Genomic DNA, 236 nt, shown 5'->3' with positions numbered 1-236 from the left:
ATACGGCAGCATTAGCAACAATGAATGTAGGAGCAGGTTTGCTACAAGTACAAGGCGGAGTGGTAAAAGCGAATGCAATAAACTTAACGGATAATGCGTCAGCAGTGACATTTACGAATCCTGTAGTGGTGACCGGAGCGATAGATAATACCGGTAATGCGAATAATGGTATAGCAACGTTTACCGGTAATAGTACAGTAACTGGCAATATAGGTAATACGGCAGCATTAGCAACA

1 protein-coding gene is annotated in these 236 nt (G+C 42.4%); it reads left to right on the top strand.

Annotation, left to right across the window (positions count from 1 at the left end):
• Positions 1-236, top strand: a 236-nt coding sequence (locus RGRA_RS09545) for a hypothetical protein (protein WP_157668044.1), incomplete at both ends; no start/stop codon positions are given.

Origin of the sequence: Rickettsia gravesii BWI-1, from assembly GCF_000485845.1 — a bacterium.
GTDB lineage: Bacteria > Pseudomonadota > Alphaproteobacteria > Rickettsiales > Rickettsiaceae > Rickettsia > Rickettsia rickettsii.
The sequence above is the reverse complement of the archived record's forward strand: the minus strand, read 5'-3'. Positions and strand labels throughout refer to the sequence as shown.